1 pseudogene is annotated in these 1,008 nt (G+C 76.4%); it reads right to left on the bottom strand.

The annotated features are described in order from the left end of the window. A pseudogene (locus ABZ371_RS32905) lies at positions 1-1,008 on the bottom strand (helix-turn-helix transcriptional regulator); the annotation flags it as partial.

Raw genomic sequence — 1,008 nt, forward strand, 5'->3', positions numbered from 1 at the left:
CGGACGCGATGGGTGCCGCGGTGCGGTCGGTGACCGAGGCGTCCACCGCGCCCAGCCACTGCTCGGCCTGCCCCCACTCCCCCTGCGCGACGGCGTGCAGACCGAGGACCAGGCGGGCGTCGGCGTTGACGGCGGGCAGGTCACCGGTCCGCGCGACGAACGCCTCGCAGCGGCCGACGAGCCCCGCCCACTCCCCGGTGTTCCAGTCGAGCACGAGTTGCGCCCCCAGGCCCGTCTGGCGGACGTAGTCGGAACCGCTCCTGACCGACAGGCCGAGTCCTTCCGTGAGCAGGTCCGCGGCCCGGTCGTAGTGTCCCAGCCACACGGCCGCGTCCCCGGCGTTGCACACGCCGCGGGCCGCGTGCTGCGCCACCAGCCGGTCCGGACTGTCCGTCGGAAGCTCCCGCACCATCCGCCACGCCTCCGGGTCACCGCAGCACATCGCCAGGGCGGCCCCGTTCCCGGCGACGGCCGCGCGCGCCGCCGCGGACCCGCTGTGGGCCGCGGCGTCCTCCGCCCGCCGCAGCCATGCCTCGTGCACGCCCAGCGGCGCCCCCAGCCACTGCGGCATGGCGAGGGCCGCCATGGCACGGGCGGCCAGATCGGGGCGCTCCTCCCTCAGCTCCTCGGCCGCGCGCTCCAGTTCGGCCCAGCCGCTGGCGCTCCGGCCCACCTGGTTGCACAGGAGCAGCCCGAGGTCCAGACGCAGTTCACCGCGAACGGCGAGCGGCAGTCCGGCGTCCTCCATCAGCTGGGCCAGTACCTTCACCGTCTGGTCGGCACGCAGTCCCATGACGGCGTTGCGGGCCAGCACGGGAGCCAGTCGGCCCCGGTCCGCCCGCGGGACGAGATCGGAGGCCAGCGTCGCTTCCAGCAGAGTGACGGCCTCCTGGTGGCGCCGGGCCTCGGCCGCCTGGCGCGCGGCCCGCTCGACGGCGCGCAGCCAACCGCGGACGTCTCCCGCGCCTTTCCGGTGCCTGGCGACGGCCGCCCACGGCACGGGCTGGC

Origin of the sequence: Streptomyces sp. NPDC005899, from assembly GCF_040629645.1 — a bacterium.
Taxonomy (GTDB): domain Bacteria; phylum Actinomycetota; class Actinomycetes; order Streptomycetales; family Streptomycetaceae; genus Streptomyces.